Origin of the sequence: Propionibacterium acidifaciens DSM 21887 (assembly GCF_000426605.1) — a bacterium.
In the GTDB taxonomy this organism is placed as follows: Bacteria; Actinomycetota; Actinomycetes; order Propionibacteriales; family Propionibacteriaceae; genus Propionibacterium; species Propionibacterium acidifaciens.
Map to the genome: position 1 here is coordinate 1 of NZ_AUFR01000024.1, position 15,294 is coordinate 15,294.

The following is a 15,294-nucleotide window of genomic DNA, read 5'->3' on the forward strand; positions in this document are numbered from 1 at the left end:
CCACGACCCACGATCCGGGTTCTTCCTCCGTGCCTCACATCGCGGACAAAGGGTATGTCGGGATGGGCCTGATCACCCCTGTCAAGAAACTCCCGGGTCTTCCCCTGTCCGAGGCCGACAAGAACTTCAACCGGGCCATCGACCGGATCAGGTGGAGGATCGAACAAGTCATCGCCCACCTCAAAACATGGAAAACCCTCAAAACCGGTTATAGACGCCCCATCGACGCCCTCCCGGATGCCATCACAACAATACTCGGAATCATATTCACCTACACCCTATGAATAAGCCTCAAAATCTCGGGATGATCGTTTCTTTAGCCTTGATTCCCTCCTTGTCTCCATCCAAAAGTACATGAACTCTACACATATCATCACGCCACCGCCGTATCGAATACTGCACATTTGCAGCACCGTCACATGACTCAAGAACTAATCTTCCATTCGCAAGATTTCGTTTAAGTATCGGGTAGCAGCACGAAAGTAGTCGACGAATTATGACTACGTCGGTATTTCCTTCTACGAGAAGAACCGTGTCAGCAGAGATAAGATTGTCTGGCAACTCAACACCGAGACTCTCTCTTACGTCCTCAATATTTTTAGCCACTCTCGCCTTATTTTCACGAACTATGACATTATGGCTGATATTAGCCCTCCTTACCAAAACAGCACTGTGCGTTGTGATAACCACTTGATGCTGCTTTGAAATTCCGGAAATAATCTCTGCCACTCGGCGAACCGCTCCAGGGTGAAGATGAGCCTCTGGCTCCTCTAGCGCAAGGACATGAGATCGCCTTTTATCCATCTCAAGAGATGCCTTTTTCATGGACAGGACAACCAAGCTCTGGATTCCGTCACCCTTAGCTTCAAGCGAAGTCAGCTCACCATCATCAACCATCAGACGCGTACGAGGGATGACTCTTGAAAACACCTCACTAAAATCGAAAGTTACTTTTTTGGCGCTTCCAACGAAAAACTTAATATTCTCTAGCAACTCATTCTCATACGGAACGAGAAGCTCCTTGTATCGCTGAATAATATCTTCTCTCGCTTTTTTGATCCGAGGATCATCATCACCATTAAATATTCTTCTCTCAATCTCCCGGTCAATACTTCTACGAAGATCATCCGATGATCGAACGGCAGGGATATAATCTACAGCAAGACGCGCGGAGATGAACCTGCAGACTCTATCCAGCTTGGCATTTAGCTTTGCTCCGCTTGGTCCTTGCTTAAGAATTCTCACCTCAGGTTGATTTGAACTTCCAATTTTTATATTAACCCTCAATGACCCGTTGAGGACAGTCCCGACTATTTTCTTAAACTCGACAATCTCCGAATTGTCCAGTTTAAACTCGATCTCAAATGAAGTCTTACGATTCGGGTGATCAACTTGTTGCGATATTGGGTAGTCATTTTCCCAATCATAAGTTTCAATTCGATGAATCCTCATATAGCTGGAGGATTGTGTCCTATGCAACTGAGCTTGAGCAGGTCTGTATCCCTCTAAGATCCCCAGCCCAACCTTCAGCGCTCTTAAAATATTAGATTTTCCCTCATTATTCGGACCCACCAAGACAGTGAGTCGACCTAAGTTGATCTTTTCAGAGGACTCTATTGAACGATAATTCCTCACTTGAAACTGAGAGATCATCATTTTAAAGCCTCGATTCGAACTCGGCGTAGGCGGCGCGCATGTCGATCTCCCTGTCGTAGCGGGTGAACGGCAGTTTGTAAGTGTAGGTGCTGCCACTGACATTTTCGGTGGTGAGCTCGTCGGCGGCGAGGGTGTCGCCCTTCCCGGCCCACAGCCGCTGGAGCTCGACGGGGACGAGGCGGCCGTTGGCGTCGTAGAGGTATTTGCCGTGGTCGTAGCCGTGGAGGACGGCGAACTGGGTGCGGTAGATGGTGCACAGCTCGTCGGCGGTGACGCCCAGCATGAGGGCGACGAGGGCGTCGATCTCGACGAGGGCCTGACGGCGGTCGAGGTCGCGGCGCAGCAGGGTGCTCGGCCGCCAGTCGGGCCCCACGTCGCCGAGCCGCACCGAACTGTGCGCCGACAGCGCCCACGAGTCGGAGGCGAAGGCCGAGTCCCAGCAAGCCGACCACAGATCGGCGTAAGCATTGGTTGTGCAGTTTAGGCGGAGAACGCGCAGCAGTACTCCAGATACAAGCGGATGATCCATCGAAGAAATCGGGAGTCGATTAATGACACTCGGATGGATGTCACCTTTGGGGACAACACGGACAGAAAAATCCGAAAGCAAGCTGCCAGCGAATCCTGCAACTTGCGTGAGCGCTCTTACATCATGGCTTGCGGCAGTATAAATAGGGTGAACATGGGCTGCGCCCGGCGGAACCACAGCAGGGATCAGCGTCCGCTCCCCCGTGTTCGCTGCCATCCGTCGCCACGCCAGCCGGTAGTGGTCCCGCGCCGGCTCGCCGTCCCAGTGGGTGTAGTCGGCGTCGTACTTTGCGCGGTCGCCGGCGGGCTTGTAGGCGGTGATGGGGATGAAGTCGGCGGGCAGCTTCTCCAGATCGACGTCGGACCAGTCCTGGTTGTGTTTCATCGTCGCGTTCGGCTGCTTGAAGGCAGGGTTCGCCACATAGATATGGGGCCCCTGCAGGATCACATCATTCCAGCTGTCGGGGCGGCCCCAGCGCTGGACGAAGTAGCCCTTCCGGCGGTCCGCCGTCTCATGCCACCCCGGTGAGAACTCAAGCTCCAGCTCTCCCATACGCGGGCTCTTCGCGAGCTTAGCAAGCACGGCGGCGCTCGCGCGGTTCACCGTGTAGAGCATCCGGGTGCACGATGGCGTCACATCCGGGCTCTCCAGTACGTCACGCCATGATGTCAACGTTTTTTCGGTGACATGTTGGATTCGGCTGGCGTGTGGCCGCTGGTCCCAGGCGCCTTGGAACTTGAACCCAGGTTCCGGACCTGATCCGTCGTGCCTCAACGAGCGCCCGACGGTCTCCGGATGGTAGAGCCCGCACGCGTGAAGGAACGACACGGGGCGCTCCGAACCGTAAACGTTGACACTGTAGTCCTTCTGATCACCGATCTCCTCGAAAAACTGCAGCTCGTTCTTGAACTGCCAGTGGCGTCTCAGCCTGCGATAGGTCGCCGCGCGAAGTCCTCCTGCTTTTTCATCGGTGAAGTGCGTCTCACGGTGCAGCAGCGCCGCGATGCCTCGCTCGGCTGCATTCGTCCATACTCGACTCATGAAGCAGCGGTACAGGTCGGGCTGCAGTCCGGCGAGCTCGGGGTAGTTCGTGGCGTCGCCGACGTAGGCGCTGAGCGCCTCGACATCGGTGGTTCCGTCGATCAGCAGCTCGGCGGCGCCTCGCCGGAGCAGGGTGCCCGCGCGGCGCTGCTTCTTGGCGGCCTCGGACGGCTTGTTCTCGAGCATCCACCACGGGTCGGCCTCGGCGAGCAGGGCCGAGCTGTCGCTGCGCGGCCGCACCCACGGCGGGTTCCCCACCTGCAGGTCGAAGCCGCCGCGGGCGAAGACGGTGGCGAAGTCGAGCTGCCAGTGGAAGAAGCCCTGCCGGTCGGCCACCTGCTCGCAGACGCGCAGCCACGGGTGGTCCGCGAGGGCCCGCTCGACGCTCGTGGCCGTCGAGCCCGACAGCGCCCAGCTCTCCTGCTCGGCCAGCGCCGCCCACTCGTCGGAGGCCGTCAGCTGCTGGTCGGCGGGCTGGTGGCGCCGGTCGGTCCTGATGCGCACGGGGACGCCGATGAGCTGCTCCACGGCGTCGATCCACTCCTGCCAGTCGGGCAGCGCCACCTGCTCGCCGGTGAGCGGCACGAACCACAGGGCGCACCAGGCGTCCATGACCCGGCGCAGCCGCCGGTAGGCGCCGCCGGGATCGGCCAGCGAGGCCTCGATCTGCTCGCGGGTCACGACCGGCTCGCGCGCCTCGGCCTGTTCCGCGCCCCACAGCCGGATGGGGCGGCGGGTCTGCTGCTCGGCGACGGTGAGCCGGCGCAGGGCCATCGTCCACAGCCGTTCCACCTGCTCGCCGAGGGCGACGAGCCGTCTGGTCTGCGCCGGGCTGGGGGCCTTCCGGAACTGCCTGCGCCAGGCCTTCACCCGCTTGACCCGCTCGCCGGCCAGCTCCTTGGCCTCCTTCGCGTCGGCGGTGGCGCCCCAGCCGGCGCCGGGCAGCAGGAAGTGCGGGATGCGCCCGTCGGCGCCCGAGGCGGCGGGCTCGCCGGTGCGGGCCCGCTCGGCCATCGCCGCCAGCGGCACGTCGGCCGGCGGGCCAGTGCGCCAGCTCCTGTCGGCCACCTGGCCGGTGGTGTAGAAGCCGTGGCGGGCGCCGATGAGGGAGTGCGCCGCAGGCGCAGGCCGAACCACGGGGCGTCGAGGCCCTTCGCCATCGTGTCGAGCCACAGGGTGATCTCGGCGAACTCGACGGCCGTGGCGTTGAGGTCGACGCCGTAGACGTTGTGCAGGGCGATGAAGGCCTTCGTGCGCTGCAGCTGCACCGGGTAGTCCTCGGGGTCGATGGACCGGCCGGTCTCCTTCTGCTTGCGGGCGAGGTACTGCTCGGCGAGCTGGCCGGTGGCCTCGATGGCGAAGGCGCCCGAGCCGAGGGCCGGCTCGCAGATGCTCATGCGCAGGATCTCGTCGGCCGGGGTGGTGCGCCCGTCCCGGTCGAGGAGCTCGGCGAGGGCCTGGCCGACGGTGAAGCGGGTGAGCACCTCGGGCGTGTAGTACGAGGCCGACTGCTGGCGTTCGCGGCCCGAGAGCCGGAAGACGAACCGGCCGGTGCGGTGGGTCTTGCGGCGGTCGCCGCGCACCGGGTCGTGCACCATGACGAAGTCCTTGTCGGCCAGGTCGGTGGCGCGCTCGACGGGCACCAGCCACGAGCCCTTGGCGGGGTTGCCGCCCGGGGCCACCTCGAACATGTCGGTCGGGGCGAAGACGCCGGTGTAGCTCATGAGGCCCTCGTAGACGGCGCCGAGCTGGTTGATGCCGAGCTCGGCGTAGCTGATGAAGCCGCGGTCCCTGCCGGCGCGTTCCTTGCTGAGCAGCAGCCTGCCGAGCACCTGCTGCATGGCGGCGTTGCCGAGGCCCACCTCGCCGATGCGGCCGGTGGCCCCGGGCCGGAACAGGTCGGCGCGCAGCGCGTGGAAGGGCAGGGCCGCGGTCTGGTCCCGCTCGGGCACGCCGAGCTCGAGGTTGCCCCGGTCGACGAGGCGGAAGAGCACGGCCAGCGAGTCGTACAGGTGGGTGCCGTCGCGGGAGGCGCCGGTGAGCTCCACGAGCAGCAGGTCGCGCAGCCGGTCGAGGGAGTAGCCGTTCTCGTACTCGGGGGCGCCGACGGGCAGCACGCCGAGCTCGGGCGAGGCCTCGGCGTAGAGCAGGAAGAGCACCCGGTAGATGAAGCGCAGCGCCTGCATGGCCAGCGGCTGGGCCTCGTCGGCCGGCAGGGCCCCGAGGCCCCCGGCGCGGCGGCGGGCGATGACCTCGTTGGCGATGATCTCGATGGACTCGCGCACGCCCTCGCGCAGGTCCTGGCTCACGCCGACGGTGTGGCGGATGGAGGCCTCGAGCACGCCGGCCCACCAGATGTCGCCGTTGGCGTCGGGGGCCAGCGACTCGGCGGCCAGGCAGGTCAGCGCCGTGTGCACCTCGCCCGCCCGCCTCGTGTCGTTGCGGTCGGCGACGGTCTGCAGGTCGACGGCCAGGTAGCGGCCCTCGGGCCAGCGGGCCCGTTCGGCGACGAGGAGCCAGCGGCCGGCCAGCACGAGGGCGAAGGCCGGGCCGTCGGGGCGCACCATGAGTGCACTGACCAGGCGCGACGCCGAGTCGATGAGCTCGGAGTCGGGCGCGTCGGCCCCGGGCCGCCAGGGCTCCAGCAGGGTGGCGGCGCTCTTGTCGAGCAGCTCCTCGGGGGCGTCCACCGGCACGGCCTCGAGGACGGCCAGTGGCGCGTCGGCGCCGGTGGTGGTGAACCAGCGCACGGGGCCGTCGTCGCGCACCCGGTACTGGCCGGTGGAGTAGCCGAGGACGTCGAGGACGAGCCGGTAGGCCTCGCGGGCCCGCTCCGGGTCGGGCGGCTCGTCCCCGGCGCCGCCGTCGCCGTAGAGGCCGGTGATCGCCTTGAGCAGGTCGGCGCGGGCGGCGGTGAAGCGCGACAGCGGGGTGGGCGCCTCCGCGGCCCGCCACTGCTTGAGGCGGTCGGTCACGAGCCCGTGGAAGGACTCGTTGGGCGCGTCGCTGGTGAAGAAGTGCTCGCTGATCCAGTCCTCGACGACGACGAGGGCGTCACTGGTCGCCATTCGGTCAGTTCTCCTTGTCACAATCGTCGGGCGCGTCGGCGTCCTCGGGCACGACGACGAGGGCATCACTGGTCGCCACGGTCAGACCCCCTCGGGCGAGTCACTGAGGACGAAGCACCCGCCGATCCAGCCCCGACGACAAGGACGTCGCTGCTCTCCATGATCAGACTCGCCATGATCAGGCTTCCTCGTCGACTTCTTCGGGCGCGACGTCCTCGGGCGCGGTGCCCTCGGGCACGACGACGAGCAGCGGCCGCACGAGCCGCCGGTCGGGCGCCATCTGCTCGACGAGCCGCTGGCGCTCGGCGACGCCCGCCCGGTGGCGGCGCAGGGACTCGCTGGCGACCAGGGCGTCGGCCTCGTCGCGCCACTGCGTGTTCTGCTCGCTCCAGTGCTCGATGCGCTCGGCGACGGACTCGCGGGCATGGTCCATCGTGAGGTCCAGCTGCGCCTCGGCGGCCTCGACGGCCGGGGCGATGAGGCTCTTGAGGGCGTCGACGCCGGTGACGGGCCCGGGGTTGCTCATCCGCTCGCCGACGCCTGCGGCGCGCAGCATCTCGGACGAGGACTCGTAGAGGGTCACAGGCGGCATGGCCAAGTTGTCGGGGCCGGGGAACTCGACGCCCACCCAGCTCACCGCGACGACCTGCCCGCGCCTGTCGGTGAGGCTTCCGCACAGCAGCACAGTGGGACTGTCGACGCGGCCGCGCACGACGTAGATCTCGTTACGGCCGAGCATCGCCAGGGCGCGGTCGGCGGCCCAGTCGAGCACCGGGTGGAGCGGGCCGAGGTAGTGGGCCTCGGGCCACGAGCTGTCGGAGGCGTCGGTGAGGGCGTCGCGCAGCAGCTGGGCGGCCCTGGCCCTGCCGGTGGCGAGCTTGAAGCTCGTGAGCACGCCGCGGTCGCTCAGATAACCCTGGGGCAGCGCCTCGAGGCGCTGGCGCAGGTCGGCGGGCGGGACGAACTCGACGATGCCCTCGCCGGGGTGCTCGCGCCAGCCCACTCCGCCGCCCCGCGTGGAGGGCGGGGCGGCGGGCGTCGTGTAGTACTCCTCGAGGGCCTCGCGCAGGAAGGTGACGGGCTCGGCGTACAGGGGGCCGGCCTCGGCCAGCTCGACTGCCGGCCCGTCCCGCCCGTCGGCCGGTGCGGTGTTGCCGCTGATCGCGGCCATGAGGGCGGCCAGGCCGTCGCCGGAGGCGACCTCGTCGACGGTGCGCACCGCCTCGTCGAAGCTCTTCTGCCGGGCGAGCACCCGGGTGAGCTCGGCCTCCTCCCTGGCCTCGCTGTACTCGCCCATGAGCCCGGCCACGTCGCCGAGGGCCCGGTGGGCCTCCTCCTCGCGTTCGAGCAAGCGGCTCAGGACGGTGATGTCGCCGCGGAAGCCCTCGGCGCCGGGGGCGAGCAGCAGGGTGGTGATCTGCGGGCGGGCGCGCTGGCCGTAGCGGTCGATGCGGCCGTTGCGCTGCTCGATGCGGATGAGCGACCACGGGATGTCGAAGTGGATGAGCTCGTGGCACTGCTGGTGCAGGTTGACGCCCTCGGAGGCGACGTCGCCGGTGACGAGCACGCGGATCGGCGAGTTCGTCTGCTTGAAGCTCTCGACGATCTCCTGCTGATCGACGTCGGGCAGGCCGCCGTGCAGCAGCGCGACCTGCCCGGGTTTGAAGCCGAAGTCCGCCGTCAGTTTCCGCTGGAGCCAGGTGAGGGTGGCGACCCGCTCGGCGAAGACGACGGCGCGCATCTCGCTTCTGCGGCCCACGCCGATGCGGCGCAGGTAGTCGACGAGCCGGTCGTACTTGGCCGAGGAGTCCTTCGCCGCCTCGTTGAGCCCGGCGAGGCGGTCGAGGGCGTCGGCCTCGGCGCGCTGGGCCGGGCTCATCGTGCCCGTCGCGCCCGCCCGGGCGGCGGCGTCGAGGCGCCTGCGGCGCTCGGTGATGGAGGCGTCGAGGGCCGCCGGGGACGACAGGAAGGCCTTGGCGAGCGTCCACGGGAACAGCCGGGTGCTGCCCGAGTACGGCGAGGAGCCGCCGGCCGGGTGCAGCCAGACGCCGTCGAGCTCGTCGGCGACGGCGTCCTCGGCGGGCGAGGCCGGCACGAGCTCGTTGCGCGGCGGCAGACGCTCGGCCCAGTCGGAGCCGACGACGCCGGCCACCTCGGGGCTGTTGCGGTGGCGGCGGATCACGAGGCGCCGCAGGGCGCGCTCGTCGATCCCGCCGTCGGGGCCGACGGCGGTGGGCTCGAGCAGGCGGACGAGCTCGGCGAAGGACTCCCGGCGGCCGTTGTGCGGGGTGGCCGAGGCGAGGATGAGGGCGTCGGTGGTGGCGGCCAGATTGCGGGCCAGCGCGTTGTTCTGGGTGCTCGCATTGGTGACGTTGTGCGACTCGTCGATGACGACGGCGTTCCAGTGGTGCCGGCGCAGGTCGTGGACGAATCGGTCCTGCTTGAGGGTGTCCATCGAGATGATGACCCGCCGGAAGAAGGTGAACGGGTTGCGGTTGGCCGGCAGCTTCTGCCTGACCCGCTGGACGCCCACCGAGTCGAGCCGGACGAAGGGGATGTCGAAGCGCGACCACATCTCGTTCTGGGTCTGCTCCAGCACGTGGCGCGGGCAGACGATGAGGATGCGCTCGCCGCGGCCGCGGCGGATGAGCTCGGACAGGATCATGCCGATCTCGATGGTCTTGCCCAGGCCGACGGCGTCGGCGAGCAGGATGCGCGGCTGGAGGTTGGCGGGGTCGAGGGCCCTGGCGACGGCGCGGAACTGGTAGTCGAGGGCGTCGGCCAGCCCGCGGTGCGAGACGGCCAGGGCCGGCTCGCCGATGGGGACGGGCGTCTTGCGCAGGGTGGCCTCGAGCCACAGCCGGGAGCGGCGGTAGTGCGGGGAGTCGTCGGCGACCGGCACCGCGTCGCGCGGGTCGAGGGAGCGGATGCCGTTGCCCGGGCCGGCGGGTCGGGACGGGTCGAACTCGAGGGACTCGTAGAAGGTGGCGGTGGTGCCGCGCACGAGCGGCGTGAGGCCCTGGACGGTGAGGAGCTGGTCGCCGTCGTCGGCCTGCTCGACCGCCGTGACGAGCCACTCCTCGTCGCGGACCACGACGGTTGACCCCGGCGCGACGTTGAGCCGTGACCCGGGTTGCAGCTGACCCTGAGACATGCGCGGGACACCCCTCACTCCCCTTGTGAGAGCACGACCGCGCCCCCTAGGGGTAGAGTCTAATGGGGTCGGAGCTTGAGCGAGGCGTTGGTCGGCCAATGAGAAGAAGGTGGCTTCTACTGACAGCGCACCATGCCCATTATTACGACCCCAGAAAAATAGTTCTTTTCGCACCCAGGCGCACAAAACAGTCATCAACACCCCACTCGACAAACATCGAAGACAAGAATGATGCAATATATCTCAGCGATTCTATCCTTAGTGTCTTTAGTCGTGGCAATAGTGGCACTCACATGGCAATTCCACCTCGACCGCGGCAAGGTTCACGTATCCCTGAACTCCGCCATCATAGATCAGTATGGCGCCATGGCGGTCAATGAATCAGGGAGTTTCGGTTTTGACATGGACAGTGAAGTGGCCCATGGACTACCCAAAAAAGTATTGAAAGGCACTGCACTAGAAGTCGCCCAATTAGTCATAGAAAACCCAGGGAGAACCCCCGTAACAATATATTCCCCTGGATTAAGCGTGAAAGGAGTGAGGTCAAAAAATTATCAGATGACTCCTCGCACAATCCAAGAAAATAATGGTCGAAACACCCCTTGCTTCGCCCTTGACCTCACGCTGCGTCTTGAGCCCTACGAGCGCACAACACTTCTTTTCGACTACTGGAATCAGATCCTAAAACTGATCAAAGAGGCTAAAGGCAACAGTATTTCAATTCGGGGTTGCGTAAGGGTCGCAGGACACCCCAAAAAGCTGTACAGATCATCTCACCGAAAAAAGTGGGTGTTACACAGAGGAGATTACTCAAGCCTGAAAGGAGACGAGAAGTACACCCACTTGGCAGCCCTCTGGCGTCTGATCTATGGAGGACTGCCTGAATCTCTACGGCTACCTGAGGATTCCATAGACGTCTCACGTTGTCACTTAAATTTAATCCTTGAAACGGCGCTGGGCAGGTTCGATAAGTGTCCATCCGACATTGAAATTGGTAATGCCGTAGCTACGATAGCAAAAGAATTTGGCTACAACGATCTCAGCTCTTCACGACTCAGAGATAAGGTTGTCGAGTCATGGCATATGATCCACCACATGAAAGATTATTTGACACCATGGGGAGAGCCCAACGAAAAGGACCCTACATAACATCTTCGCTAGCCCATCACGACACAGAAAAGCTTATCCCCAGCACCAATGCGCCCCGTGCTGTCGTGATCCACGCGGACACTATGACCCCCGCCTACTTCGATATCATGCAAGGGGGGAACAATGACTGAGGAATTCAGCGACAAGGACCGCGAACGCTTCGAGGAAGGCGCCATTGAGGCCGAGGCTGGCTACAGCGTGGACTTCCTCCGCTCACTTCCCAGATTTGACAGGCCACAGGAGCCAAGTGAGGAGGCAGGAGCCGTGGTGAGGTTTCACCAAACCGTAGCCAGATGGAGGCACTCGACCGCAAGGCAGCCCAAGCACACACCACACGGTCGGCGATCATCCGCAGAGCCATAGACCGTGAACTCGCCGGCTGACGGATCCCGCCAGCGATTAGCGATCACCGTGAGAGCAGGCCCTTCAAGCCCTTGAGGGGCCGAAGGCTCGTTCGCAGAACTTCGGCCAAGAGGAGTCACTCTCAACCGAAGCGCTCACGCGGCCGCCGCGGATGGGCCGCAAGCCGCCGTCCGTGCAGCCCATTTCTCGCCCATGTAGTTCCTCACCTGTGTCTCGTACCACTCGTCGTCCGTCATGCTGCCACGCCAGTCGATGAGGTCCTGGCATGCGACCGGGTATCGCCAGTGGTGCGTATCATCCGTCGCCGCCCCGTACACGACCTCAGCGACATCTGACGCATCGGCCCTATGGATAACCTCCTATTTGACACGTTTCATCACCAGCCGACGCGCACGGACCGCATGCCGTGCACAGGAAGGGGCGGCGGCCCCTCCGCCGCCCCGGGCGAACACGAGTCGCTTGCCCCGCTCCCCCGCCCGCGCTTGACTTGCCGCATGGACGTGCTGATCCTCGGGGGCACGGCCCTCGCCCGCACCCTCGCCGGGCTGCTCGTCGAGCAGGGCCTCGACGTCACCACCTCGCTGGCCGGACGCACGAGGGCGCCGCGCGCCGTCCCCGGCGCGGTGCGCATCGGCGGCTTCGGCGGCCCCGACGGGCTGGCCGCCTGGCTGGTCGAGAACCGGCCGGGCTGCGTCGTCAACGCCGTCCACCCCTTCGCCGCCGCCATGAGCGGCAGCGCCGCAACCGCCTGCCGGCGCGCCGGCACCGCCCTCGCCCGCCTCGAGGCGCCCAGCTGGCGCGCCCTGCCCGCCTCCGCCGACTGGACCTGGGTCGCCGACCACGATGAGGCCGTCCGGGCCGTCCGACGCCTGCCCGACCCGGTGCTGCTCACCATCGGCCGCCAGGAGACCGCCCACTACTTGATGCTCGGCGCCCGCGACATCACCCACCGCGTCATCGACGCCCCCGACGAGACGCTCCCCGCCGGCTGGACCCTCCTGACCCGGCGCGGCCCCTTCAGCCGCGACGGCGAGCGCGCGCTCATGGCCGACCCGGCCCACACGGTCGCCACGCTCGTCACGAAGGACTCCGGCGGCGTCCGCCTCGACCCGAAGCTCCTCGTGGCGGCCGAGATCGGCGCCGCCGTCGTCATGGTCTCGCGGCCACCGGCCCCCGACTACGGGGATCGTGTGAGCACCCCGCAGCAGGCCGCCGAATGGGTCGCCGCCCGCCTGCATGCCGACAGCTGAGAGGCCCCGCCGCTTCCCGACCGGTCAGGACGCCTCGGCCGGGATAGTCTGGCGGGCGTGACCACCGACCGCGACGCCACCGGGCTCGGCCGCACCCCGGGCCTGCCCGAGGAGCACTTCGTCCACGACGGGCTCATCACCAAGCACCCCGTGCGCGCCGTCGCGCTCGCGGCGCTGCGGCCCGCCCCCGGCGAGCTGCTGTGGGATCTCGGCACCGGCGCCGGCTCGATCGCCGTCGACTGGTGCCGCACCGACCCGGCCTGCCGGGCCGTCGGCGTCGAGCGCCGACCCGAACGCGCAGCCAACGCCCGCGCCAACGCCGACAATCTCACCCTCCCCGGCCAGTTCGAGGTGTGCGAGGGCCCGATCGACGAGCTCATCGACGCCCTGCCCGCCCCCGACGCCGTCTTCATCGGCGGCGGCCTCACCGCTCGGCTCGCCGAGCGGTGCATGGAGGTGCTGCCGCCGGGCGGACGCCTCGTCGTCCACGCCGTGACGATGGAGGCCGAGGTCGTCATCGCCGACCTGCACGGCGCCCACGGCGGCGAGCTGTTCCGCCTGGGCATCGAGACCGCCGACCGCATCGGCCGCCTGCGTGGCTGGCGGCCCGCCCGCACCATCACCTGCTGGAACTGGACCAGGCCACAGACCTGACCGTCCGGCACAACAGCCCTGGTGAATCCGGCCGCACCGGAACCTGGCCGTGCCACTGCACCTGATCACCCAGGGCGAAAACCCCCTCATGCCGAACCGGACAGGCCCCTGAGAAGCTGATTCACCGCGATCAGGGCATTGCGGCCGGCCGGGGGCGGTATGCCTGTGGCTATGCTGGGCGCCGCACTGCACCACCGGGTCAGGAGAGCGATGAACGACTACCTCAACAACGGCTCGGACATCTACGAGGAGTCCTTCCGCATCATCCGCGCCGAGGCCGACCTGAGCCGCTTCCCCGCCGACGTCGAGCCGGTCGTCGTGCGCATGATCCATGCGGCCGCGGACCCGGCCATCGCAGCCGACATCGCCTTCACGCCCGGCATCTCGGCCGGCTGCAAGACGGCCCTCGCGGACGGCGCACCGATCCTGTGCGACTCGTCGATGACCGCCTCGGGCGTCATCCGCTCGCGCCTGCCGCGCGACAACGAGGTCGTCTGCCACATCAAGGACCCCTCGCTCGCCGACGAGGCGCGCGCCAAGGGCGTCACGAAGACCCATGCCGCCGTCGACCGCTGGGCCGAGCAGGACCTGCTGGACGGCGCCGTCGTCGCCATCGGCAACGCCCCCACCGCCCTGTACCGGGTGCTCGAACTGTGCCACGCCACCGGCGCCCGCCCCGCCGGCATCATCGGCATCCCGGTGGGCTTCGTCGGTGCCCCCGAGTCGAAGCAGGCCCTCGTGGACGACGACCTCGGCCTGGAGTACATCACCCTGCTGGGCCGCCGCGGCGGCTCCGCCATCGCCGTCGCCGCGGTGAACGCCCTCGCCTCCCGGGCCGAACTCACCAACGAGCACGCCTGATGACCGATCCCGCAGAGCCCGTGCGCACCGGCCCCGGCGAACCGCCGAGGGACGTCACCGCCGCCGACTCCCCCGCCGGCCCGGGCAACGACCCGGCCCTCGCCGAGCAGGGCCGGCACGACCTGACCGGCCGCGGGCCCGACTCCGGCCGGGCGAGGCGCGGGACGAGCGGCAGCGGGCCGACGCCGTCGGACCGCGAAGCCGGGGACGGGACGACGCCGAACGGCCGCGGGTCGACCGGCCGCGGGCAGACCAGTCGCGGCACGGGACGCGAGGCCCAGCTCGACCGCTCGGGGCTGCGTCCCGGCTGGACGACCGGGGCCTGCGCGGCCGCCGCCGGCCGGGCCGCCTGGACGGCGCTGCTCACCGGCGTCTTCCCCGACCCCGTCGAGATCGACCTGCCGCACGGGCGCCGACCGGCCTTCGCCCTCACCCAGGAGCAGCTGGGCGAGGGCTGGACGATGGCCGCCGTCACCAAGGACGCCGGTGACGACCCCGACGTCACCCAGGGCGCCGTCGTCCGCGCCACGCTGCGCCGCGGCGAACCGGGCAGCGGCATCGTCTTCCGCGCCGGCGAGGGCGTCGGCGCCGTCACCCGGGCGGGCCTTCCACTGGCGATCGGGGAGCCGGCCATCAACCCGGTGCCGCGGCGCTACATCGCCGCGAACATCGCCGCCGCCGACCGCGAGGCAGGCGGCAGCGGCGAACCCGACGTACTCGTCACCGTGTCGATCGACGACGGAGAGACGATCGCCCGGCGCACCTGGAACCCGCGCATCGGCATCCTCGGCGGGCTGTCGGTGCTCGGCACCACCGGCGTCGTCGTGCCCTACTCGTGCGCCGCTTGGATCGCCAGCATCCACGAGGGCATCGACGTGGCCCGGGCGACCGGGGTGCAGCACGCCGCGGGCACCACCGGGTCGTCGTCCACGGCGACGGTCGAGAGGCTCTACCCCGGCATCGAACTGCTCGACATGGGCGACTTCGCCGGGGCCGTCCTCAAGTACTTGCACGACCACCCCATCGCGCGGATCACCCTGTGCGGAGGCTTCGCGAAGATGTCGAAGCTCGCCAACGGCTACCTCGACCTGCACTCGCACCGCACCCAGGTCGACCACGAGCACCTCGCCGAGCTCGCCGCCCGCGCCGGAGCCGGACCGGAGCTCGTCGACCGGGTGCGCCAGTCCCCCACCGCCGCCGGGGCGCAGGCCCTCTGCGCGGAAGCCGGTGTGCCCCTCGGCGACGCAGTCGCCGCCGCCGCCAAGGCCGAGGCGCAGGCCGTCATCGACAACCCCCGGGTCGACGTGCAGGTCATCTGCACCGACCGCGGGGGCGCCGTCGTCGGACGTGCCGGCTTCACCGGAACCGACTGAGGCGAGAAGCAGGCAGAACCACCTCCGGCAACGGCCCACCGCGCCACAGCCGTCCCCGAACGCAACCCACAGGAACCACCCGCGGATGACGCACGCCAGAGGCACCACAAGCCGCAGAAAGGGACGCCGATCAGCCACCCAACCCGACAGACCAACCGAACACCAGCACGGCCCGGCGCGCCACGGCCGTCCCCGA

The 15,294-nt window shown here is 67.3% G+C and carries 9 protein-coding genes and 1 pseudogene; 7 read left to right on the forward strand and 3 right to left on the reverse strand.

Annotation, left to right across the window (positions count from 1 at the left end; genetic code table 11):
• The first annotated feature begins 29 nt into the window (after nt 1–29).
• Nucleotides 30–284 (forward strand): transposase family protein, encoded by a 255-nt coding sequence (locus K336_RS0108870; protein WP_051245695.1) that lies wholly within the window; start codon nt 30–32, stop codon nt 282–284.
• A 7-nt stretch (nt 285–291) separates the two neighbouring features.
• On the opposite strand, the gene K336_RS17775 is transcribed toward K336_RS0108870, so the two are convergent.
• From K336_RS17775 to K336_RS0108885, 3 genes and pseudogenes are all read right to left on the reverse strand, one after another.
• A complete protein-coding gene (locus K336_RS17775; protein WP_162142592.1) occupies nt 292–1,656 on the reverse strand; it encodes an ATP-dependent nuclease in 1,365 nt (454 codons plus the stop codon).
• Between the two features lies 1 nt (nt 1,657).
• Nucleotides 1,658–6,294, reverse strand: a pseudogene (locus K336_RS17780) (Eco57I restriction-modification methylase domain-containing protein).
• A 178-nt stretch (nt 6,295–6,472) separates the two neighbouring features.
• Nucleotides 6,473–9,448, reverse strand: a complete 2,976-nt coding sequence (locus K336_RS0108885; protein WP_043150665.1) for a helicase-related protein — start codon at nt 9,446–9,448, stop codon at nt 6,473–6,475.
• 366 nt (nt 9,449–9,814) lie between these two features.
• Between K336_RS0108885 and K336_RS18620 the strand changes: the two genes are divergently transcribed.
• The 6 genes from K336_RS18620 to K336_RS15550 all read left to right on the forward strand — a co-directional run bounded on the left by K336_RS18620 (nt 9,815) and on the right by K336_RS15550 (nt 15,098).
• A complete protein-coding gene (locus K336_RS18620; RefSeq protein WP_155945048.1) occupies nt 9,815–10,597 on the forward strand; it encodes a hypothetical protein in 783 nt (260 codons plus the stop codon).
• A 293-nt stretch (nt 10,598–10,890) separates the two neighbouring features.
• Nucleotides 10,891–10,980 carry a ribbon-helix-helix protein, CopG family gene (locus K336_RS20195; RefSeq protein WP_081660727.1) on the forward strand — a complete coding sequence of 30 codons (90 nt, stop codon included), beginning with the start codon at nt 10,891–10,893 and terminating at the stop codon, nt 10,978–10,980.
• A gap of 474 nt (nt 10,981–11,454) precedes the next feature.
• Nucleotides 11,455–12,210, forward strand: coding sequence for a cobalt-precorrin-6A reductase (locus K336_RS0108895; RefSeq protein ID WP_028706841.1), 756 nt, complete (start codon nt 11,455–11,457; stop codon nt 12,208–12,210).
• A 57-nt stretch (nt 12,211–12,267) separates the two neighbouring features.
• Nucleotides 12,268–12,864, forward strand: coding sequence for a precorrin-6Y C5,15-methyltransferase (decarboxylating) subunit CbiT (cbiT, locus tag K336_RS0108900; protein WP_028706842.1), 597 nt, complete (start codon nt 12,268–12,270; stop codon nt 12,862–12,864).
• A 210-nt stretch (nt 12,865–13,074) separates the two neighbouring features.
• Nucleotides 13,075–13,725, forward strand: coding sequence for a precorrin-8X methylmutase (locus K336_RS0108905; RefSeq protein WP_028706843.1), 651 nt, complete (start codon nt 13,075–13,077; stop codon nt 13,723–13,725).
• A complete protein-coding gene (locus K336_RS15550) occupies nt 13,725–15,098 on the forward strand; it encodes a cobalt-precorrin-5B (C(1))-methyltransferase (RefSeq protein ID WP_081660728.1) in 1,374 nt (457 codons plus the stop codon). The genes K336_RS0108905 and K336_RS15550 overlap by 1 nt, the downstream gene beginning before the upstream one ends.
• Nucleotides 15,099–15,294: the final 196 nt, after the last annotated feature.